Origin of the sequence: Flavobacterium sp. MR2016-29, from assembly GCF_015350695.1 — a bacterium.
Classification (GTDB): domain Bacteria; phylum Bacteroidota; class Bacteroidia; order Flavobacteriales; family Flavobacteriaceae; genus Flavobacterium.
In genome coordinates this window covers 45,528-64,991 of the sequence record NZ_JADKPU010000003.1, presented here as the reverse complement: position 1 = coordinate 64,991, position 19,464 = coordinate 45,528, and the positions used below count along the sequence as shown (strand labels likewise).

General features: G+C 33.1%; 21 protein-coding genes. 11 read left to right on the top strand and 10 right to left on the bottom strand.

What is annotated here, in order from left to right; genetic code table 11:
- Position 1: 1 nt before the first annotated feature.
- Together cobU and IR010_RS09035 are read right to left on the bottom strand one after the other, a co-directional pair.
- Positions 2-508 carry a bifunctional adenosylcobinamide kinase/adenosylcobinamide-phosphate guanylyltransferase gene (cobU, locus tag IR010_RS09040; RefSeq protein ID WP_194603179.1) on the bottom strand — a complete coding sequence of 169 codons (507 nt, stop codon included), beginning with the start codon at positions 506-508 and terminating at the stop codon, positions 2-4.
- 119 nt (positions 509-627) lie between these two features.
- On the bottom strand, positions 628-993 hold the full coding sequence (locus IR010_RS09035; RefSeq protein ID WP_194603176.1) for a DUF5522 domain-containing protein: 366 nt from the start codon (positions 991-993) through the stop codon (positions 628-630).
- A gap of 95 nt (positions 994-1,088) precedes the next feature.
- Between IR010_RS09035 and IR010_RS09030 the strand changes: the two genes are divergently transcribed.
- The 3 genes from IR010_RS09030 (at position 1,089) to IR010_RS09020 (ending at position 4,221) form a co-directional block, all read left to right on the top strand.
- Positions 1,089-2,231 (top strand): ABC transporter substrate-binding protein, encoded by a 1,143-nt coding sequence (locus tag IR010_RS09030; RefSeq protein ID WP_194568383.1) that lies wholly within the window; start codon positions 1,089-1,091, stop codon positions 2,229-2,231.
- A gap of 1 nt (position 2,232) precedes the next feature.
- Entirely contained in the window at positions 2,233-3,261 is a 1,029-nt protein-coding gene (locus tag IR010_RS09025; RefSeq protein WP_410505244.1) for a FecCD family ABC transporter permease, read from the top strand.
- Between the two features lie 180 nt (positions 3,262-3,441).
- Positions 3,442-4,221, top strand: a complete 780-nt coding sequence (locus IR010_RS09020; protein WP_194603173.1) for an ABC transporter ATP-binding protein — start codon at positions 3,442-3,444, stop codon at positions 4,219-4,221.
- A 79-nt stretch (positions 4,222-4,300) separates the two neighbouring features.
- Here the strand turns inward: IR010_RS09020 and IR010_RS09015 are convergent, their stop codons facing one another.
- Together IR010_RS09015 and IR010_RS09010 are read right to left on the bottom strand one after the other, a co-directional pair.
- Entirely contained in the window at positions 4,301-4,762 is a 462-nt protein-coding gene (locus IR010_RS09015) for a tRNA (cytidine(34)-2'-O)-methyltransferase (RefSeq protein ID WP_194568379.1), read from the bottom strand.
- 65 nt (positions 4,763-4,827) lie between these two features.
- Entirely contained in the window at positions 4,828-5,400 is a 573-nt protein-coding gene (locus IR010_RS09010; protein ID WP_029272332.1) for a pseudouridine synthase, read from the bottom strand.
- A gap of 144 nt (positions 5,401-5,544) precedes the next feature.
- Between IR010_RS09010 and IR010_RS09005 the strand changes: the two genes are divergently transcribed.
- The 3 genes from IR010_RS09005 (at position 5,545) to IR010_RS08995 (ending at position 10,540) form a co-directional block, all read left to right on the top strand.
- Positions 5,545-5,919, top strand: a complete 375-nt coding sequence (locus tag IR010_RS09005) for a hypothetical protein (protein WP_194603170.1) — start codon at positions 5,545-5,547, stop codon at positions 5,917-5,919.
- 145 nt (positions 5,920-6,064) lie between these two features.
- Positions 6,065-6,817: an SDR family NAD(P)-dependent oxidoreductase gene (locus IR010_RS09000; protein ID WP_029272334.1), complete on the top strand. Its 753-nt coding sequence runs from the start codon at positions 6,065-6,067 to the stop codon at positions 6,815-6,817.
- Positions 6,818-7,111: 294 nt separating this feature from the next.
- Entirely contained in the window at positions 7,112-10,540 is a 3,429-nt protein-coding gene (locus IR010_RS08995; protein WP_194603167.1) for a T9SS-dependent choice-of-anchor J family protein, read from the top strand.
- A gap of 49 nt (positions 10,541-10,589) precedes the next feature.
- On the opposite strand, the gene IR010_RS08990 is transcribed toward IR010_RS08995, so the two are convergent.
- Genes IR010_RS08990 through IR010_RS08970 form a run of 5 tightly spaced genes read right to left on the bottom strand, consistent with a single transcriptional unit; the run spans position 10,590 to position 14,814 of the window.
- Complete coding sequence (locus IR010_RS08990) at positions 10,590-11,123, bottom strand: MepB family protein (RefSeq protein ID WP_194603165.1); 534 nt, start codon at positions 11,121-11,123, stop codon at positions 10,590-10,592.
- Between the two features lie 51 nt (positions 11,124-11,174).
- Positions 11,175-12,932 (bottom strand): hypothetical protein, encoded by a 1,758-nt coding sequence (locus IR010_RS08985; RefSeq protein ID WP_194603162.1) that lies wholly within the window; start codon positions 12,930-12,932, stop codon positions 11,175-11,177.
- Positions 12,929-13,483, bottom strand: a complete 555-nt coding sequence (locus IR010_RS08980; protein WP_194603159.1) for an RNA polymerase sigma factor — start codon at positions 13,481-13,483, stop codon at positions 12,929-12,931. Before IR010_RS08980 ends, IR010_RS08985 begins: the two co-directional genes overlap by 4 nt.
- A 51-nt stretch (positions 13,484-13,534) precedes the next feature.
- The gene (locus IR010_RS08975; protein WP_029272339.1) at positions 13,535-13,933 is read right to left on the bottom strand and encodes a hypothetical protein; all 399 of its coding nucleotides are present in this window, start codon (positions 13,931-13,933) and stop codon (positions 13,535-13,537) included.
- An 8-nt stretch (positions 13,934-13,941) separates the two neighbouring features.
- Complete coding sequence (locus tag IR010_RS08970) at positions 13,942-14,814, bottom strand: protease complex subunit PrcB family protein (RefSeq protein WP_194603156.1); 873 nt, start codon at positions 14,812-14,814, stop codon at positions 13,942-13,944.
- Between the two features lie 187 nt (positions 14,815-15,001).
- Between IR010_RS08970 and rmuC the strand changes: the two genes are divergently transcribed.
- The 5 genes from rmuC to IR010_RS08945 all read left to right on the top strand — a co-directional run bounded on the left by rmuC (position 15,002) and on the right by IR010_RS08945 (position 18,485).
- The gene (rmuC, locus tag IR010_RS08965; protein WP_194568365.1) at positions 15,002-16,375 is read left to right on the top strand and encodes a DNA recombination protein RmuC; all 1,374 of its coding nucleotides are present in this window, start codon (positions 15,002-15,004) and stop codon (positions 16,373-16,375) included.
- A 6-nt stretch (positions 16,376-16,381) separates the two neighbouring features.
- Positions 16,382-16,747, top strand: a complete 366-nt coding sequence (locus tag IR010_RS08960) for a 6-phosphogluconate dehydrogenase (RefSeq protein ID WP_194603152.1) — start codon at positions 16,382-16,384, stop codon at positions 16,745-16,747.
- A gap of 2 nt (positions 16,748-16,749) precedes the next feature.
- Positions 16,750-17,295, top strand: coding sequence for an acyl-CoA thioesterase (locus IR010_RS08955; protein WP_029272343.1), 546 nt, complete (start codon positions 16,750-16,752; stop codon positions 17,293-17,295).
- Positions 17,296-17,323: 28 nt separating this feature from the next.
- Positions 17,324-17,716 (top strand): VOC family protein, encoded by a 393-nt coding sequence (locus IR010_RS08950; RefSeq protein WP_029272344.1) that lies wholly within the window; start codon positions 17,324-17,326, stop codon positions 17,714-17,716.
- Between the two features lie 199 nt (positions 17,717-17,915).
- On the top strand, positions 17,916-18,485 hold the full coding sequence (locus IR010_RS08945) for a YceI family protein (protein ID WP_029272345.1): 570 nt from the start codon (positions 17,916-17,918) through the stop codon (positions 18,483-18,485).
- A gap of 2 nt (positions 18,486-18,487) precedes the next feature.
- On the opposite strand, the gene IR010_RS08940 is transcribed toward IR010_RS08945, so the two are convergent.
- Positions 18,488-19,399, bottom strand: coding sequence for a TIGR01777 family oxidoreductase (locus IR010_RS08940; protein ID WP_194603149.1), 912 nt, complete (start codon positions 19,397-19,399; stop codon positions 18,488-18,490).
- Positions 19,400-19,464 lie beyond the last annotated feature (65 nt).

The following is a 19,464-nucleotide window of genomic DNA, read 5'->3' as shown; positions in this document are numbered from 1 at the left end:
TTTATTTTATCTTGACCGGAATTCCAGAAACCATTAAAACCACTTCGTCAGCATTTGAAGCCAAAAATTGATTCATCCAGCCTTGCAGTTCGACAAATTTTCTGCCGATATGAGTTTCAGCATGAACTCCCATTCCGATTTCATTGGTCACAATAATAAATGTTGCATTTTCTTGATTTGCAATCAAGAGAAATTCCTTTTTAGCTTCTTCTAAGCTTAAATTCACATCGTTTTTAGTATCAATAAAAAAATTAGTGAGCCAAAGTGTTACACAGTCAATCAAAACTACTTTGCCTGAAAAATCTATTTCGCTTAAATATTTTTCTTTTTCAATGTTAGTCCAGCGTTCATCACGTTCTGATTGATGGCGATCTATTCTATTCTGAAAATCTTGATCCCATTTTCTGGCTGTTGCCACATAAATAGGAGAATCTGAAAGCTGTAAAGCTAAATTTTGAGCATAACTGCTTTTTCCTGATCGTTCTCCGCCGGTAATTAAGTAAAACATTTTTTTTGAGTTATGAGTTGTGAATTATGAGTTGTGAGTTATAAGTTGGTTTCGTTGTTCTAAAGATGCAAGTGAAATAGAGAAGTTGAAAATTCTGTATTTCAACTCGTAACTCATAACTATTTATAAGGACAATGACGGCAGTCATTTCCGCAACAGCTTCCTCTTTTTAAGTGAAACCAAGCTTTAAAAACATAATTACCATTTTCTATGTAATAGTCAATCCCTTCCAGCAGTTTATCATTTTTGGGTAAAGATATCGCTTTATTTTTAAGAGCAGTTTTAGGGGTGATGGTTTCAACGTATGCCTCTATTTTGTCTTCGCAAGCTTCTTTAAAACATACCGGACAAAGACAATCTGCTCCATCTGAAAGATTAAAAATAGGCGGGTAATCATTGCACCAGCATTTTTTTTCAAACGAAATATCTCCACAGCTGAAAGTAGATTCACAGCTAGAGCAAATTTTTGTTTTTGTGGTATTCATAGTGTAAAGATACTATTTGTTGAATTTTGTAAGAATAAAAGTAAACAAAAAAATTAGAAAATGCTTTACCTTTGTCCCTATCCAAAACGTTAAATATGAAACTTTATTTACCTAAATTAACTTTTCTTCTTACTTTTTTTATTGTTGTAGGTTGTAAAAAATCTGAAAATGAAACTGTTGCAAAGTCTGAAATTGCAAAAAACAGTATCGAATTTGCTTCAGGACTTTCGATTGTAAAATATGAAGGATATTCTGTAGTAACGGTTTCAAATCCTTGGCCAAATGCTAATAAGAACTTCAAATATATTTTAAAAGAAAAAGACGCTAAAGTTCCGGATAGTTTAAATTCGTATACAACAATAAAAGTGCCTTTAGAATCTGTTGTGGTAACATCGACTACTACTATTCCGTTTTTAGAAATGCTTGAAGTTGAAGATAAATTGGTGGGTTTTCCGCATACGGATTATATTTCTTCTGAAAAAACGAGAGCTCTGATAGACAAAGGTTTGGTTAAAAATGTAGGTCAAAATGAAAAATTAAATATTGAACAGTTAATAGAATTATCACCAGAACTGATTGTTACTTTTGGAGTTGACAACAACAACCCTATGTTGGATAATTTGAAAAAAAGCGGACTAAATGTTTTAATTCAAGCCGATTGGATGGAACAATCTCCTCTTGGGAAAGCAGAATGGCTTAAACTTTACGGAGCATTATTTGGGAAAGAAGATAAAGCAAAAGAATTGTTTGATAAAATTGTGACAAGTTACAATCAGGCAAAAAAATTAGTTGCCGAAAAACCAGCAACTTCAACGGTTTTATATGGTTCTATGTATGAAGACGTTTGGTATGTAGCGAAAGGGAATAGCTGGGTAGCGCAGTTTATGAAAGATGCTCAGGCAAATTATTTGTGGGCAGATTTAAAAGGTACAGGAAGCCAAGGTTTGTCTTTTGAAAAAGTATTAGACAAAGCGAAAACGGCAAATGTTTGGATCGCTTCAGGTTCGTTTAAATCTTTAGACGAATTGCAGAAAGCAAATCCGCACTACAGTGAATTTGATGCCTTTAAAAATAAAACGATCTATACCTTAGAAAGTAAATTTGGAGCAACTGGCGGAACAGTTTATTATGAATTGTCTCCAAGCCGTCCAGATTTGGTTTTGAAAGATTATATCAAAATTTTTCATCCGGATTTACTGGAAAGCTATGAGTTTACTTTTGCATCTAAATTAAATTAAATTGGCAAATAAAAAACGAAATACCATTTTGTTTATCGTTTTGGCTTTGAGTCTTTTGCTGATGTTTTTTATAAGCATTAGCTTGGGTTCTGTGACAATTCCGTTTAAAGATGTTTATACGAGTTTAACTGGAGGCCACGCCACTAAATCGACTTGGGAATACATCATTATTAATTATCGTTTACCCAAAGCAATAACAGCAGTTTTAGTGGGAACCGGACTTTCGATCAGTGGTTTGCTCATGCAGACATTATTTAGAAATCCGCTTGCCGGACCGTATGTTTTAGGATTGAGCTCTGGTGCAAGTTTAGGTGTTGCTTTTGTAATTTTAGGAGCTGGATTTTTACCTTCATTTTTAAGTGTAATCGCATTGTCGTCATACGGAATTGTACTTGCATCCACATTAGGAAGCACGATGGTTTTATTGTTGGTTTTAGTTGTTTCGCAAAGATTGCGAGATACAATGGCTATTTTAATAGTCGGTTTAATGTTTGGTAGTTTTACAACGGCAATTGTCAGTATTTTAACGTATTTCAGTACAGCAGAACAATTGCAGAAATTTACTTTTTGGTCAATGGGAAGTTTAGGGAATCTCTCTTGGTCAACTCTTATAATTTTAGCAGTATGTGTGGGCATAGGATTGGTTTTAAGCGCTGCCAGTATCAAACCGTTAAATGCATTACTATTAGGCGAAAATTATGCTAAAAGTATGGGATTGAATTTTAAAAAAGCAAGATTGATCATCATATTTGCAACGAGTATTTTAGCAGGGAGTATAACCGCTTTTGCTGGTCCAATTGCTTTTGTTGGTTTAGCGGTTCCACATATCGCAAAACTTACTTTTCAAACCAGTAATCATACGGTTTTGTTTTGGAGCACATTGTTTTTTGGGGCTATCATTATGTTGTTTTGTGATGTCGTTTCGCAAATGCCAGGCTTTGATGTTACGCTGCCTATAAATGCGATTACGTCTATAATTGGTGCGCCAGTTGTCATTTGGTTATTGGTTAAAAAAAGAAATTTTAAGTAAAAAGTTAGAATTAATTGTCTCAATATTTTTAAAGAAGGTCAAAGAACATTTGTTAATGAACATTATAAATTACTGCCAAAGTTTTAAGCCAAGCCTATGTGTTAATTTACAAGTAAATTTTTAAAACAACTTTTTAGTACAGAGAAATCTATGTTTCTATGTGTTTAAAAAATAATCGCAATGAAAACAAGTATCTTAAATACATCAAATTTAAACATTGGATATAAATCTAAAAAAGGGTTTGTGACTATTGCTGAAAATCTGAATCTGAATTTAAACTCAGGAAAACTTATTTCATTAATTGGGGCAAACGGAATTGGGAAATCGACATTGTTGCGAACTATTACAGGAATTCAGCATCCTCTTGCGGGGAATGTTTTTTTGAATGATAAAAATATTTCCGATTATAAACCTTTAGACTTAGCTCAGAATTTAAGTTTGGTTTTGACTGAAAAATTGCCGCCAAGTAATCTTTCGGTTTTCGAATTGGTTGCATTAGGTCGTCAGCCCTATACGAATTGGGTCGGAACTTTAACAGATACTGATATTGAGAAAGTGCAGGAAGCAATGCAATTGACTCAAATCGAACATTTGGCTCAAAAAAAGCATTTTGAAATCAGTGACGGACAATTGCAAAAAGTATTGATTGCAAGAGCTTTGGCACAAGATACTCCGTTGATTATTTTAGATGAACCCACAACTCACCTTGATTTATTGCATAAAGTTTCGCTTTTTAAATTGCTTAAAAAACTAACTCAAGAAACTCAAAAATGTATTTTGTTTTCAACGCACGATATCGATTTGGCGATTCAATTGAGTGACGAAATGATTATTATGACGCCCGAAACTGTAGTTCAGGATCAGCCTTGCAATTTAATTTCGAATGGAAGCTTTGCTGCGTTATTCAAAGATGAACATATTGTTTTTGATGCAGAAAAAGGGAAGTTTATTGTGACTTGATTCGCTTTCCTGCAAGGTTTTCTAAATCTTTTACGTTTTTATTTATTATCAGCTTTATGCTTTATACCTAAAAGCAAAATCAAGATTGTCTTTTCAATCCAATTTGTCTTTTAGCCTCGCCAACAACAAATGCTACAGAATTAGCAATATTAAAACTTCGGATTAATTTTGACATTGGAATAGTTAAATGATTCTCAAAACGAGCCAAAACTTCTTTGCTCAAGCCAACGCTTTCTTTGCCAAAAACCAGCCAGTCTCCATCTTGAAACTCGGTTTCTAAATATGATTTTTCGGCATGAGAACTCATCAAAAATACGCGTGATTGATCTGGAATTTGTTTGACCCACTCATCTATATTTTGATATTCGGTCACTTCGAGATGAACCCAATAATCCAGACCCGAACGTTTTAGGTTTTTGTCATTAATCACAAATCCGAATGGATGAATTAAATGCAGTCTGCTTTCTGTGCCTACACATAATCTTCCAATATTTCCAGTATTATTTGGTATTTCAGGTTCTACAAGAACAACGTTTAGCATTTTTTTGAGTTATGAATTTTGAGTTTTCAAAAATTATTTAATTTTCTAATTGCCACATTATCTAATTAGTTCTCTAATTTAAAATCTGGAACTTCTATAACTTCTCCAGCTTTTAGGTTTTGCAAATATACATTTCCTATTCGTACACGCACAAGTCTGAGAGTAGGAAAACCGACTGCAGCGGTCATTTTTCGAACTTGGCGAAACTTTCCTTCATTTACTGTAATTGAAGCCCAAGAAGTTGGTCCGTGGCGTTCGTCTCTGATTTTTTTAGCTCGTGGTCCAAAATCAGGAATTTCGGTAACTATAAAAGCAGAGCAGGGTTTTGTTTTGTATTTTCCTCCATCAAAACCAATTTCAACGCCTTTTTGAAGTTGTTCTATAGCTTCTGGAGTAATTATGCCATCTACCTGAACATAATATTCCTTATCCACTTTTTTGCTTCTTATCTGTTCGCTAACTTTTCCGTCTGTTGTCAGCAAAAGCAAACCTTCAGAATCTTCGTCTAGACGACCAATAGCCATTGTGCCTTCAGGGAAATTATATAATTCGCCCAAAAGTTTCTTCTTTCTTTTTAATTCATATATAAATTGGCTTAGATAGCCGTAAGGTTTAAAAAGAATAAAGTGATGGTGCATATTGATTTTTTAGACTGCAAAGATAGTTTTGTTTGATATGCTTCAAAATAATAATCCTTTAATAAACCAAAAGCTATGTTAAAGAACTTACTTTTCAGGCTAAGATTTCGTAATATTATAATACTAACCCTTAAAAATAATATCATGGAATCTAATAATTTAGGATCAAAAAAGATAAATGGAGTACAAAAAGACATCGATGAATCGAAAGGAAAAAATGTTTCTCACGATGGCAAAGCGGATGACGCAAATTTGAAAAAAGAAGTCATTACAGATAAAAGCGGCAACAAAGAAGTTGTAGAAAGAGCCAGAAATGAAAACGAAGATATTAAGAAAGTGAAAGGCGATGTGAATCCAAAAAATGCAAATGCCAATAGAGGAGTTTCATCTGAAGAAGAAGCTGAGAAAACAGTCGAAAACAAAGACCGAAATTCAGATATAACACCAAACCGATATCCAAACTCAAATCCTGAAAGTCATAAAGACAGAGGGAATATGAAATTGGATGAAGATAAATAAGCAATTTTTTTTTGATTTTAGCAATTTTAATATCAAATAACATTTGATTGTGATAAAGTATTAAACTTATTTTAAACTTTTATTTTGCTATGGCTAAAGGTTTTTATGTTTGTAAATTTAGAGTACAAATTTAAATCTTAAGAATATGTCACTTTTAGAAAATAAAGTGGCTTTTGTATCAGGCGGAGGTTCAGGAATTGGACGCGCAGTTGCAGAAGCTTACGCTCGCGAAGGAGCAAAAGTAGTTGTTTCAGATATTAATGTTGAACACGGTGAAGAAACCGTTAAATTTATAAAAGATGCTGGAGGAGAAGCCTTTTTTGTAAAAGGCGATTCGTCAAGCGCAAGCGACAACAAACACATGGTTGAGGTTACAGTTTCAAAGTATGGCCGACTTGATATTGCGTGTAACAATGCAGGAATGGGCGGGCCGGCAAAACCAACCGGAGAATACGAACCTGAAGCCTGGGATAAAGTAATTGCTTTAAATTTAAGCGGTGTTTTTTATGCTTGCCGCTACCAATTAGAACAAATGGAGAAAAACGGTGGAGGAAGCATTGTTAATATCGCTTCCATTCACGGTCAGGTTGCAGCGCCTTTAAGTCCTGCTTATACAGCCTCTAAACATGGAGTTGTGGGATTGACAAAAAATATTGCGGCAGAATACGGTCAGAAAAATATTCGTTGTAATGCAGTTGGACCCGGTTATATTGAAACTGCTTTGCTGAAAGACAATTTAAACAAAGATATGATGACTGCTATTGCTGCAAAAGCGCCCATGAATCGTTTAGGAACTTCAGAAGAAATTGCAGAACTTGTTTTGTTTTTAAGTTCTGAAAAATCCTCTTTTACTACAGGAAGTTATATAATTGCAGATGGTGGTTATACTGCAGTTTAACTCTACATAAAATAAATAGCAAAAAGCTGTCCTTTTGGGCGGTTTTTTTTTATGTGTTTTATTTTTATTTCTTAAGTTTAAACTTGTTAAATTTTATATGTTAAGAAGTTTTTTACAAAAACATATAACACTGCGATATGTTGTTATTGTTGAGAATAATTGAAATTATGTCTAAATAAAATTAAGTATGATAGAAGATGTTTATAAATTGAGAAACAATAAATTTATATTTTAACAATATTCTCTTAACTTTAAAGACCATAACTTTAGCCTCTAAAACTCTATTTTAAACATATGAAAAAGAATTACACTGTACGCCACTTCATGGCTTTTCTAAGTTTTTTTTGCTGTTTGGCACTTAGTGCACAGACAATGCCGTCACCGCGGACTCTACCATATTCACAGAATTTTGACGGATTAGACGCTTCTGCTATTGCTTATCCAATAGGATTTCAAGGATGGACAGCTGCAACTTCAAATCCTACGGGTGCAAGCCAGTATGCTGTTTCAGGTACTTTTGGTGCTGATAGAGCATTAGTTGCTAATAGTACGGCTGCTACAACTAGTGGTAATTTCCATAATTATAATGGAAAAATAGGTTTTTTAAATACTAGTGGATTAGATTTAACTATTGGTTTTGCATTCATAACAACAGGCCAATCAGCCATTCAGGTTCAATACGAAGTTATGACAATTCGTAATCCTTATGACGGAACAAACAATACTCGTATTAATGAAATGATCTTGCAATATAGAGTGGGCACTACGGCAGATTTTACATCGATACCAGAAACTGCATATGTAAATAATACTACTACACAAACGGGGTCCGGAATTACAACACCACAAAATCCGCAGACTATAAAAATCACCTTGCCATCAAATTGTGATAATCAGCCTGTAGTACAGATTAGATGGATTTCTAAACAAAATTCAGGAGGAGGTTCAAGACCTTCGTTTGCAATTGATAATATAAAAATTGGAAGTGATATAACACCTCCGGTAAACGAATCAGGTTATCCAAAAGCTGTTGAAGTATTATCTGAGGGTTTTGACTTTTTCAATAAAATAAATGAAATTGGTAAAACGTATTATGTACTAGTAGCGGCAGGCATTGCAGAACCAACGCCTGCACAGGTTAAAGCGGGTTTAAATGCCAGCGGAAACGCACCTTTACAAGCAGGTTCTCTTACTATAACAAATAAAGATCAGGAATATTCAAAGGTAATTTCAGGTTTAAGTTTGGGAACTTCTTATATTGTTTATTCTGTATCTGAAGATGCTTCTGAGAATCTTCAAGTTACAGTTAACAAGCTAGATGTCACTACAGCGAGTGTTTTAGTGCCTTCTTTACGAACTACAGCCTCAGTGCTTAATTTTGGGAAATCTGATCAAAATATTGATTCATCAAGTTTGAGTTATCAAATCAGTGGAACAAACATACAGAATACCGTTACTGTTACCGCACCAGCCAATTTCAGTGTTTCAAAAGACAACATAACTTTCCAATCTTCTATTGTTTATGATGCCTCCGATTTTGCTGCAAATGCTACACCAACGGTGTATGTTCGTTTTAAACCTAACACAACTGGCGTTTTTTCAGGAACATTAACTAATGAAACAACGGGAGCTTTAAGCAAAACAGTCTCTTTGTCTGGAATTGGAATAAATCCTTACATACAAGGTTTTAATGATGCTGATGTTTTAACAAACAGCGGTTGGACACAATATAATGTTGCCGGTGCTTTAAATAAATGGAGTTATACAACAGTTGCAAGAAATATAAATTCTGGAAATGGAGCAGTTTTAGTAAACGGATTTACCGATACTGGAGCTAGCAAAGACTGGCTGATTTCTCCAAAATTACATTTGGATACTTTTACTCAATTTGCACTATTGTCTTTTTACTCACGTAAATTTTATGACGGGCCAAGTTTAAAATTAGTAGTTTCTACAAATTATGACGGAGTAAGCAGTCCTGAAACTGCAGCTTGGACAGAAATAGACGGGAAATTTCCTACCGTAACAGGAACTTATGCGCAATCACAATATATAGATTTAAGCGCATTTAAAACACCTAATACGTATGTAGCATGGGTTTATGAAACCACTGCTGGCGGAAATACTTTGGCAGCAGAATGGTGTTTAGATGATGTTGCGATAACAAATGAGTCAGGATTCGTTGCGTCAAATCCTGTTTTAGATTTTGACGATGTTGCTGTAAATACAAATTCTGCGAGTCAGTCTTTTGTTTTTAAAGCGAATGGTTATAATGATATTACAATTAAAGCTCCTGCAGGTTATCAGATCTCTTTAGATAATACTGTATTTCAGTCAGAAGTTTTTGTCAGCGCTGCTGATGCATCCGCAGGCAAAACGGTTTATGTGCGATTTACTCCATCTGTAAAAGCATTAAGTATTCCTGGAGCTTTAACGGTAACAGGAACTGCCTTAAACAAACAAATCGGATCTTTAAATGGTTCATCTCTGCCAAAAGCAGATACCTACGATATTGTTAGTTATAATTTAGAATTCTTTGGCTCTGATGTTAAAGGTTCAGATGGAGTTGAGTTTGGTCCAACTGATGATGCGCTGCAAATAGAAAATGTTGCTAAAGTGATGAATAAATTAAATGCAGATGTTTATGTCGTTCAAGAAGTTTCTGATGATCCATCTTTAGATCTTTTAATTCAGAAAATCAATATTAATGGAAAAACATTTGATAAATCAATTTCGACTTCTTGGTCTTATTCGTTTAATGCCCCAGAAGCTGATTTTCCTCCACAAAAATTAGTGGTTCTTTATAATACGCAGACTACAACTGTTAAAAGCACAAAAGTATTGTTTAAAGATTTATATGATCAAGTTCGTGCTGGAACTGTAGTATTGCCTGATTATCCTGGTACAGGTACTCCTCAAGTTAATGATGATAGTTTTTTCTCATCAGGACGTCTGCCATATTTAGTTCAGGTAGAAACAAATATTGGCGGTGTCAAAAAAGAACTTAATCTTATTGATCTTCACGCCCGTGCCAATAGCGGAACCGATATAATGAAATACAATCAGCGTAAATATGATGTGGAATATCTGAAACAAGCGTTAGATGCTGAGTATCCGAATTCAAATCTTGTTCTTTTAGGAGATTTTAATGATGATGTAAAAGCATGGGTTGGAAATGCCAATACGCCATCATCTTACCAAAAATTTGTAGAAGATAAAACAAATTACAATGCTTTAACATTCGATATTAGCCAAGCAGGAGCTTTTAGTTTTTTAAGTTCTGGCGGATTTTTAGATCATATTATAATTTCTAATGAATTAACAGATCAATATATTCCGAATTCAATTGCCGTATATGATCCACGTGCAGACATTACAAGTTATACGTCTACAACTTCTGATCACGGTCCTGTAATTGCTCGATTTGAATTAAAACAAGACGTTTTGTCGACGATAGATTTTGGTGCAAATAAATATGGTGTAGCATCCTATCCTAATCCAGCAAATGATGTTTTGAATGTTGTTGTAAAAACCAATAATGCTAAAGATCTCAAATTAAGACTGTATGATATTTCAGGGCATTTAATTGGAAAACCAATTGAAATAAACGGAACTCAAGAAACCACGATAATTCCGGTATCGCATTTGCAATCAGGAATCTATATCTATACGTTAACAGAAAACAATAAAATTGTTTTTAAAAATAAGATTATCAAGAAATAAGAATAAAACTAAAACAAAAGGCCGTTCGATTGAACGGTTTTTTATATGTTTAAATTGAATGTACTCCAATCAAATTTTTAAAATTCTTTAAATCTAAATTTGGGCTTATTTCATAAAAATAATGTAATTGCCACTGCTGTGTTTTTTGTGCTTGTTTACTAGTTGTGACATCCCACGGCGGATAAACTCTCGTTGCTCGTATTCCTTCTTTTGTTTCTGTAGAAAAAATTCCTTTTTGAAGCAAAATATTTTTCGGAAAGATGAATTGGCCTAAAAGAGTCTCTTTTCTAACGCTTACAATTACAAAATCAATTTCATCTGAAAAATCAAAAGGTTCGATAATTCCTGATTTATTTCGTTTCCATAAAGTGACAAACTGCCCTGTTTTTGTTGGTGTTATTTTAGCTTCTCTATAACAAATGTTTTTTTTATTAAAAGAAAAACGATAAGCACTGTACTCTTTGCTTTCAGCTTCCGGTTGAGGTTGCGTGCAATCAAATTCAAAGGAATCAAAAATGAATTGTTTTAAAAGAAGCAAATCTTTTGAAATTTGCAGTTCATTCCAATTGTTTTGAATAGTCATTTGTAAGATTATTTTTGAGTTGAGATTTGTAAAAGTAACTCAAAAACTATTTTAAAATGAAACATTCAATCCAAAATTCAATCCCCACTGAAATTGGTTGAAAGACTGACTGTTCAGCGGATTTACATAATAATTCATAGCTGGCTCAACAAATACATTTGTCTTTTTGTATACGCGATATTGTACTGTACTGCTCAAAGTCGATCCGTAAACAAAATCATTAGCATTTACATTTTGTCCAATGTTATTGCCATCTAAAGCTACGTTGTTCGAAATCAATTTACCAACAAATCCTCCTGTGTTTAAAGTGATATTGGCTTTGTTTTTAGAAAAAACAGAATAGGAAACTTCTAATGGCATTTCGATATATCGTAAGCTTTGATCTAAATTTCCACTCTGAATATTATCGCTTGATATCGCCGTTTTAGTTGTGCTTGATAAAAGTACAACACCAGAAGCATTATTGCTGGCTATTTGAGGAACTGAAGAATTTTGAGCAAGGTAATCGCCCGTCCCTAAAAAAGCATTGTTTTTTGTGCTTATATAAGAAACATTCGCAACGCTTTGTCCTAATTCATTGATTTTGAAACCAGAACCAACAGCCCATTTTTTATTGATTTTATATTTTGTTTTAACTCCGTACGTATTGCTTTGTTTTGAATCGTTTACGTTTCCTAAAGTTTTTTCGTTTTTGGTATTTTCAGAATTTGCAATACCTGCAAAAACTTCAAGAGCCCATTTGTCAGAATTTGACAGAGCTTTAGGATCTTTTTCTTTTCCTTTTTTGACTTCGGGAGTTATAATTCCTTTTTCTAAATTTTGAAGTTCTGCCAACTGAACTGAATCTTGTTTGCTTAAAATAACATCCTTAAATTTCGAGTTGCTTTTTGGTGTATTTTCTGCAATTGCTTTATCTGTTTTGACAATCTCATTCGAAGCATTTTTCTCGCTTTCAACAGCTCCATTTTGTTTGTTGCCTAAAGATGAATTTGAAGCATTAAAAGCAACATTATTTGAATTCGAATTTAATTTGTCTTCAAATATAGAAGCAGGTGTCTGATTTTTTGGAGAATTAAAGGCATTCTTTTTCTTCGTTACAAATGTTTTTTCGGCTAAAATCTTGTCGGCATTTCTTTTTTCAGGATTTGAAAACTGATTTTTTGAAGCTGTATTAAATGAATTTTGTTTTCCGTAAACGAAAGTTTTTTCGGCTACAGCCTGATTTGCATTTGCTTTCTCTGAATTCAATTTCTGATTTCTAGAGAAAGAATTCAATTGATTTTGTTTTTCAGCAACAGTATTTTTTTCGGCTAGAGCCTGATTTATATTGTTTTTTGCTCTATTTGATTTTGAATTTAAATTTTTAGAAGAATTAATTTTGCTTGAAGCCTCTGTACTGGCTACTGCTGTTTCTTCAGTTTGATTTCCTTCAGAGTTGTCAGTTTGAACTGAATTACTTTCTACAATTGAATTAGTAGTATCATCTGATTGTTGATTACTATTATTTTGTTCTGATTTAATTGGAGTTTTGTCATTTTGCTCCTTTTTATTTTCATCTAAAACAACTTTATTATTTTCAATACCACTGCCGTTTATAGTTTTAATTCCAGAATTTGAAGTAAAATATAAAACAGAAGGAAGCAACAGTCCTAATAACAAGGATGCCGCAGCCGACCACCAAATAATAGCCCTTTTTTTCTTTTTAGGTTTATCCAGTTTTTCCTCAATGTTAGCCCATAGCTCGGGTGGCGGAACACTCGAAAAGTTTTCCATTGATGAAAAAATATCTTCTATATTTTGCTTTTTCATGCTATCTTAAAATTTTTTTTTATGCTCAAAATCCTTTTTTGCAAAATTCCCTTCGCTCTGTTTAAATTTGATTTTGATGTTCCTTCTGATATTTTTAGTAATTCGGCGATCTCTTTGTGTTTCATTTTTTCAAAAACATAGAGGTTAAAAACCGTCCGGTATTGATCAGGCAAATCCCGTATATATTCTAATAATTTTTCTTGTTCTATCGGAATTGTTTCTAATTCCTCCTCTTCAATAAAATCAGTATCAGGGTCAAAAACATCTAGAAAGAAACTCTCTTTTTTCTTTTTATTTAAAGTTTCGATGAGTTTATTGATGAAAATCCGTTTTAGCCAGCCTTCAAAGCTTCCTTCAAATTTATATTGGCTTATTTTCTGAAAAACAATTACAAATGCTTCTTGGAAAACATCCTTGGCATCATCTTCGTTTTTCATATACTTCAGGCAGATACCATACAAAACAGGAGAAAACAGCTGATATATTTTCAGCTGTCCTTCGCGCTCACTCTGCATGCATTGCCTAATGTATTTTTCTAAATCGTCTTTCAAAAATGTGGTATTGTTTGGTTTTGCAAAAATAGTTCTTATAAACTTAAAAAACTATCTTTTAAAAATAGTACGTGCTGCATCTTGACAGTTGCTTACGATTGTTAGGTTTTGATTATCAAGGTTTTCTATAATATAAGTTTTGCCTTCAAAGGTAATAAGGTCGTGTTCTGCCTTATCAGAAAAACCAATTCCTTTTCCTATTTCATACGCACTATTTCTAATTTCAACATCATTTTTATACGTGATTACTCTTCCGTCAGGAGTAAAAACTACCTTTTTTGTAAAGCCAATAGTTTTAGGAGTGGCGGTATAAGGATTACTTGCTCCTCCAATAGATTTTTCCCAAATCCAAGTGTTCACAATAGAACCAGAATTTAAGGTTGTCGATTCTAAAGAGTAAGCTGTTGAGAAAAGTCCAAAGACGATAAGGATTAAAATTTGTTTTTTCATGGTTATGATTATTTTAAACTTGTGATTTTGTCTTGAATCGCTTTTTTGAAAAGTTTAATTTCTGCACTTTGATCTGCAGTATCATTAGTATCTATAAATACTTTTGTAGCAATTGGTCCCTGATGAAGTTCAAAATAAATACCGCCTTGATCTGCAGCATCTGGCGAACCGTACGTTTTTGTTTGTCCTTTTAAATTTAAAATTTCTGCCGGCACACTTTTTAAGAACAAAGTATAGTCGCCTCTTTTACCAGCAGCCATATATTTATATTGCTCAAAATTGTAGTTTCCTGAAGCTACATTCTGAAATTTCATAATATTAAAATCGTTTATCTGAAAGAATTTTTGACAATCAGAACTGGCGCATTCTCCAAAGTAAGTTCCAATTACAATATTGTCTGGAGTTTCTGTTACTGGGTTGAAAAGAATAGTTTTAGATGTTCTTGGAATCAAAATAAAATCTGATGGATATGTTGCAGCTTGTGTAATAGCTTCTCCAGCTAAAGGTGCTTTTTCATAAAAACTGATGATAACTTCGCAGTTATTTTCGACAATCGAAGTCATTTTTATAGCGTAGCCGCTTGTTGGTTTTTCTCCAGCAAAAATTCCTACCAGCATATTTTTAGTAAAATCTATTGTAGGATCGCTTGCAGCGGTACAAGTATTTTCGTGTTTTGTAAAGTTAGAATCCATTTTTTCTTGCGAGGCGACAAGAATGGCAGCTGGTTTTACAGGTAAAGTTTTGATGCTGTAATTGCATAATAGTGGAAACCCTGTAAAAGCTAAATCTGTATTTGCGCCACAGTCAACATTTATGTCGTCGCCAAGGGAGCAAGCACTGAATCCAAAAGCTATAAACAAGCTTAACATTAATTTTTTCATGATATTATTTAATAGGTTATATCTAGTAGATGATTCTTTTTGAAAAGGTTGCGTAAAAGATTTTTTTTTCTTGGAAATTTTTAAAATTCTCGTTTAATTTAGAATGTCTCCTAATTCGTGAAATTTTGATTTTAAAGATTAAGCACTACGTATTATTGCGTACTTTTACTTAAATAAAAATTTAATTATGTTTGATTTTCTTCCACTTATACTGGCGTTTGTTGTTGCTTTATTCTTAGGGATTTACTTAGGAAAATTGCTCTTTTCGGCAAGATCACAATCTGAAAAAGTGAGTTTAGAAGAGAGATTAAATGCAAATGCAAATCAGCTTGAATTGCAAAAAGAACAATTCGAAAATGAAAGAAACAATTTTCAGAAACAGCTTCAATTAACCAATGCTGAAAAAGAAAATATAAGAACCGAAAAAGACAGTTTGGCGATTCAGCTTTCTAAAAAAGAAGTCGATTTTGAAAATTTATGGGAGCGCCACAGAGAACAAAAAAGTGAAATAACAGAGCTTCAGGAAAAATTCACGAAAGAATTCGAAAATTTGGCGAATAAAATTCTCGAAGAAAAATCGGCTAAATTCACGGAACAGAACAGCGAAAACATGAAAAATATACTTTTGCCTTTGCAGGATAAAATTCATGGTTTCGAACAAAAAGTAGAACAAACACATAAGGAAAGTATTGATTATCATGCCGCTTTGCGCCAGCAAATTGTAGGTTTAAGCGAAATGAATGCTCAAATGAGCAAAGAAACCCTAAACTTGACGAAAGCCTTAAAGGGCGACAGTAAAATGCAGGGAAATTGGGGCGAACTCGTTTTAGAACGTGTTTTAGAAAAATCGGGTCTAGAAAAAGGTCGTGAATACGAAGTACAGCAGAGTTTTACTAACAATGAAGGAAATCGCGTTTTTCCGGATGTGGTGATTAATTTGCCAGACGGTAAAAAAATGATTGTCGACTCGAAAGTTTCTTTGGTTGCTTATGAAAAATGGATCAATGAAGAATCAGAAATTCTAAAAGTTGAATATTTAAAAGAGCATGTAAGTTCTATAAGAAGACATGTTGAGCAACTCGGAAATAAAAATTACCACGATTTGTATCAAATAGAAAGCCCAGATTTTGTTTTGCTTTTTATTCCGATAGAACCCGCTTTTGCAATTGCTTTAAACGAAGATTCTGCTTTATACAACAAAGCTTTTGACCGTAATATTGTAATCGTTACGCCAAGTACATTATTAGCGACTTTAAGAACTATTGACAGCATGTGGGCCAACCAGAAACAACAGGAAAATGCTTTTGAAATTGCCAGACAAGCCGGAGCCTTATACGATAAATTTGAAGGTTTTGTAACCGATTTGGTTAAAATTGGAAATAAAATTAAAGATACTAAAAGTGAATACGATAACGCAATGAATAAATTGGTAGACGGAAAAGGAAACTTGATCTCAAGCGTTGAAAAGTTGAAGAAAATGGGAGCAAAGGCTAAAAAAGCTTTGCCAGAAAATATTATTGCGAGAGCCTCAAATACAGACGAAAATCAATCTTTAAATTAAGATCTTATGAAAAGAATTTTAATAATAATTGCAGCAATTGGTGTTTTAATTTTTACGATTTATTTTACCTTTATTTATTATATTCCTTACAGTGAAGGATATCGTTCTGGCGAATTGATCAGAATGAGTCATAAAGGCGTAATGATGAAAACTTGGGAAGGCGAAATAAGTCAAGGCGTTTCTGGATCACAAATATTTAGATTTTCAGTTTTAGACAGCGATCAAAAAGTAATTGATCAATTAAACGATCTGCAAGGTCAATATGTAAAACTGACTTACGTAGAACGCTATAGAACATTTAGCTGGTGGGGAGATTCTCATTTTTTTGTCACAGCTGTTCAAAAAGAAAGTTCCCCATTTAAATATAAATAAACATGACAGATTTTAAACCCGTTTCTTCATCAAAAATTAGTATTTCAGAATTAATGCTTCCGTCGCATACCAATTTTAGCGGCAAAATTCACGGAGGATATATTTTGCAATTGCTGGATCAGATTGCTTTTGCTTCGGCATCAAAATTTTGCGGTAATTATTGTGTAACAGCTTCGGTTGATACAGTGAACTTTTTAAAACCTATTGAAGTAGGCGAATTAGTAACCATGAAAGCATCTGTAAATTATGTTGGAAGAAGCTCGATGATTGTAGGCATTCGAGTTGAGGCTGAAAATATTCAGACAGGAGCAGTTAAACACTGTAATTCGTCTTATTTTACGATGGTTGCCAAAGATAAAGATGGGAAAAGCGTTCAAGTACCAGGACTTATTTTATCTAATTTAGATGAGGTTCGACGCTTTAGAAAATGCATCAAACAAATTGAGTCTAAAAAAGAAGTCGAAGAACATGCCAAAATTACAAATGTAAATTCGATTGAAGATTTAGCAAGTTTAGACAAATATAATGTACTTTTAGAATTAGCATAATTTATTAAATCACTTAATTTAAAACAAAATGGTAAAGTTTGGATATACAATTTTATATGTAGAAGATGTAGAAAAGTCGCTTTCATTTTATGAAAATGCATTCGGATTTTCAAGAAAATTTATAACACCAGATCATGATTATGGCGAATTAATTACGGGAGAAACGACACTTTCGTTTGCTTCAAAAAATTTAGCCAGCCAAAACTTAAAAGAGGGTTTTGTTCAAAGTAATTTAGAAGGCAAGCCTTTTGGAATTGAAATTGGTTTTATAACAGACGAAGTTGGCGAATTAGTGCAAAAAGCAACTTCTTTAGGAGCAATCTTAGTTGTAGAACCAACAAAAAAACCTTGGGGACAGGTTGTAGCATATGTACGAGATTTAGATGGCTTTTTAATTGAGATTTGTACGGAAATGAAATAATGTAAATTTCACAAATATTTGGCAAAAATATGAAACCGGCTCTCCTGTAAAAATCGTAAATTTAAGGTATAGAATCAATCTTAAAATTATATTTCAAGGAGTATTGCCATTCGATTTTTTATCGGTTTAATTAAGTTCAGTTTTTGTCTTCTTATCATTAAATTATCGATTGACATAATTGTTTAAATATTTGACGATTATGAAAAAAATTACATTATTTATTTTACTATTTACCGCTTATTCCGTTGTTGCTCAAGATAAATTTTTCACCAATTCGGGAACAATTAATTTTGAAGCCTCAATTCCTCTTTTTGAAGAAATAAAAGCCGTAAACAGACAGGTTGCAATTGTTTTAGAACCTAAAACAAGTACATTTATTTGTACTGTTGTTATCAAAGATTTTCGTTTTAAATTAGACTTGATGCAAGAACATTTTAACGAAAATTACATGCAGAGCGAGCGTTATCCTAAAGCAGTTTTTAAAGGCAAAATCGAGAAATTTGATTTGAAGGACATTACTGAAGAAGAAAAAATGTATCAAATAAAAGGAAAATTGGTCGTACGAGGAAAAACTAAACAAATTATGGTAGATGCCTTAATTAAAAAAGTGGGCGACGGAATTCAAATTATATCTGACTTTCCTATTTTGGTTTCTGATTTTGATATTCAAATTCCAGATGAAATAGCTTCCAGAATTTCTAAAACTGCTAATACAGAATTAATTGGAGTTATGAGAACTAATGATCAAGTTTATCTGACTTTAAAATAAAGCTAATGCAAACAGCTTACGAGTGTTTTTTCTAAATCTGTAAACTGAAATTCAAAACCCATTTTCTGAATTTTTTCAGAAGAAACTCTTTGGCCTTCTAAAACTGCATCGCTCATTTCGCCTAAAACTATTTTTAAGAGAAATGGCGGCACTTTTGGAAGCCATATTGAGTAACCAAATAACTTGGCCAGTTCTTTAGAAAATCTTGAGTTTGTAGTATTGTCGGTGATACAGGCATTGTAGGGACCTATCATTTCTTGGTCTAAAATTGCCTTCAAGTAAATTTGGCATAAATCTTCGACATGAATCCAAGGTAAATATTGTTTTCCTGTGCCTAAAACTGCTCCAAAACCAGATTTGAAACTCGGAACAAGTTTTTTAAGAAAACCTTCATTTTTACCAAAAACAATTCCGGTTCTGACTTTTACAGTCCGAATTCCCAATGAATTTATTTTATCAACACTACTTTCCCATTCTTGGCAAGTTGTGCCTAGAAAATCATTTGCTGGCGGTGTATTTTCATCACATATTTTATGACTCGTTATAGCACCGTAAATTCCAATCGCTGAAGCCGAAACAAATGCGTCTAAAGTTTTATTGTTTTCTTTTAAGACAGAAAAGATAAGTTCAATTGGTTGTATGCGGCTTTCTAAAATAACTTTTTTACGATTTTTAGTCCATCTTTTTTCTACAATTCCTTCGCCCGCTAAATGGATAATATAATCGGCATTTAAAATGGCATTTTTCTCAATGTAATTCTTTTTTAAATCCCATTTATAATAGGTAACCAAAGGAGTATTTTCTCTATCAGATCGGCTCAAAATAGATACCGAAAAACCATTTTCAATAAGTATATCTGTGAGATGTTTTCCAATGAATCCAGTACCTCCGGTTAGTAAAACATTTTTAGCCATGATAGTTTATAATATATTTAACAGTGCATCTTGTTTAAGCATAAGTAAAGATACTTAAACATTGC

Bases quoted from the DNA above. Each gene is read 5' to 3' on its own strand.
- IR010_RS09015 (WP_194568379.1), bottom strand. From the start codon at position 4,762: ATGCTAAACGTTGTTCTTGTAGAACCTGAAATACCAAATAATACTGGA.
- IR010_RS08990 (WP_194603165.1), bottom strand. From the start codon at position 11,123: ATGACTATTCAAAACAATTGGAATGAACTGCAAATTTCAAAAGATTTG.
- IR010_RS08945 (WP_029272345.1), top strand. From the start codon at position 17,916: ATGAAAAAAATTACATTATTTATTTTACTATTTACCGCTTATTCCGTT.
- IR010_RS09000 (WP_029272334.1), top strand. From the start codon at position 6,065: ATGTCACTTTTAGAAAATAAAGTGGCTTTTGTATCAGGCGGAGGTTCA.
- IR010_RS08995 (WP_194603167.1), top strand. From the start codon at position 7,112: ATGAAAAAGAATTACACTGTACGCCACTTCATGGCTTTTCTAAGTTTT.
- IR010_RS09010 (WP_029272332.1), bottom strand. From the start codon at position 5,400: ATGCACCATCACTTTATTCTTTTTAAACCTTACGGCTATCTAAGCCAA.
- IR010_RS08975 (WP_029272339.1), bottom strand. From the start codon at position 13,933: ATGAAAAAACAAATTTTAATCCTTATCGTCTTTGGACTTTTCTCAACA.
- IR010_RS09030 (WP_194568383.1), top strand. From the start codon at position 1,089: ATGAAACTTTATTTACCTAAATTAACTTTTCTTCTTACTTTTTTTATT.
- IR010_RS08940 (WP_194603149.1), bottom strand. From the start codon at position 19,399: ATGGCTAAAAATGTTTTACTAACCGGAGGTACTGGATTCATTGGAAAA.
- cobU (WP_194603179.1), bottom strand. From the start codon at position 508: ATGTTTTACTTAATTACCGGCGGAGAACGATCAGGAAAAAGCAGTTAT.
- IR010_RS08985 (WP_194603162.1), bottom strand. From the start codon at position 12,932: ATGAAAAAGCAAAATATAGAAGATATTTTTTCATCAATGGAAAACTTT.
- IR010_RS08970 (WP_194603156.1), bottom strand. From the start codon at position 14,814: ATGAAAAAATTAATGTTAAGCTTGTTTATAGCTTTTGGATTCAGTGCT.
- IR010_RS09020 (WP_194603173.1), top strand. From the start codon at position 3,442: ATGAAAACAAGTATCTTAAATACATCAAATTTAAACATTGGATATAAA.
- IR010_RS08955 (WP_029272343.1), top strand. From the start codon at position 16,750: ATGACAGATTTTAAACCCGTTTCTTCATCAAAAATTAGTATTTCAGAA.
- IR010_RS09035 (WP_194603176.1), bottom strand. From the start codon at position 993: ATGAATACCACAAAAACAAAAATTTGCTCTAGCTGTGAATCTACTTTC.
- IR010_RS08960 (WP_194603152.1), top strand. From the start codon at position 16,382: ATGAAAAGAATTTTAATAATAATTGCAGCAATTGGTGTTTTAATTTTT.
- IR010_RS08950 (WP_029272344.1), top strand. From the start codon at position 17,324: ATGGTAAAGTTTGGATATACAATTTTATATGTAGAAGATGTAGAAAAG.
- rmuC (WP_194568365.1), top strand. From the start codon at position 15,002: ATGTTTGATTTTCTTCCACTTATACTGGCGTTTGTTGTTGCTTTATTC.
- IR010_RS09005 (WP_194603170.1), top strand. From the start codon at position 5,545: ATGGAATCTAATAATTTAGGATCAAAAAAGATAAATGGAGTACAAAAA.